Annotated in this window: 1 protein-coding gene; it reads left to right on the forward strand. The window is 62.8% G+C overall.

Annotation, left to right across the window (positions count from 1 at the left end):
* Nucleotides 1-134 precede the first annotated feature (134 nt).
* Nucleotides 135-770, forward strand: coding sequence for a ParA family protein (locus AAHF99_RS27095; protein ID WP_342167418.1), 636 nt, complete (start codon nucleotides 135-137; stop codon nucleotides 768-770).
* Nucleotides 771-1,082 lie beyond the last annotated feature (312 nt).

Here is a 1,082-nt window from a genome sequence, read left to right on the forward strand (position 1 = left end):
ATTTATGTGGGTGCGTGATCACATAATCACATAACTATGTGTCGACCCTGGCAGCGGATTTTTCGTTCTGCTAACCTTCCGCGCGTCACCGGACCGGGCGCTGGAGGCGGTCCCGATCGTGCAGATGATGACCCATGCAGATCCTGACACTGGCCTCGCAGAAAGGCGGCAGCGGTAAGACCACCCTCGCTGCATCCCTCGCGGTCGCTGCGTATGAAAGCGGCGAACGCGTCGTAGTGGTGGACCTCGACCCTCAACGATCGCTTACGAGTTGGGGCATGCTGCGGAGTGCAGGCGGCATCGTGTTTCGGACCATAGCTCCCGCTGATCTCGATCACTGGGTCACGAGTACCCGTCGGACACCGGTGGTTACCCTCTGCATCGTCGATACGCCCGGCACTTTTGGACCGGAGGTGGATGTCGCGCTCCGCCATGCCAACTGCGCCCTGGTACCAGTCCGCGCGTCGGTTCTGGATCTCTGGGCGAGCGCGCCGACCGCACGGCGGATTGCTGCCATGGGCCGGATCCTGGGCTTCGTCGTGAATGCCGCGAGCCCGGTCTCCTACGCGCGTACCAACGACGTGATCGCGACGCTCGGGGAGAATGGCCTCGTGGGACCGGTGATTTCGGAGCGCGTGGCGCACCGGGATGCGATGGCGACCGGTCTGGGCGTGACCGAGCTCGATCCCGCTGGGAAGGCCGCGGCGGAAATCCGCGAGCTTTGGGCCTGGACGAAACAACGCATGCCGACGGAGCAAGTCAGTGTCTAATAAACCTCCGCGCGTCTCCCTCCGTGCAGCGTTCGACGCGGTACCGCCCCACCAGCAGATACCTGCGCAGGGACATGATCCCCTGGCTGCGCCGCTACGTGATGAGGACGTTCCTGACGGCACTGCGCGGCCGACCGGATCCGTCCGGAGAGGCACCGCGTCCCGCCGTCTCGACATAGCGTCCGCTACCACATCTCAGGAAACGCCTCCGCGGCACATTCACCGATCGTTGTATGCGAGCGCTGAGACACTGGCGCTTATCCGAAAAATTGCTTTCGAAAATAATATGTCGGCCCAGGAACTATATCGTGA

It is taken from the genome of Methylobacterium litchii (assembly GCF_038442315.1).
In the GTDB taxonomy this organism is placed as follows: Bacteria; Pseudomonadota; Alphaproteobacteria; order Rhizobiales; family Beijerinckiaceae; genus Methylobacterium; species Methylobacterium litchii.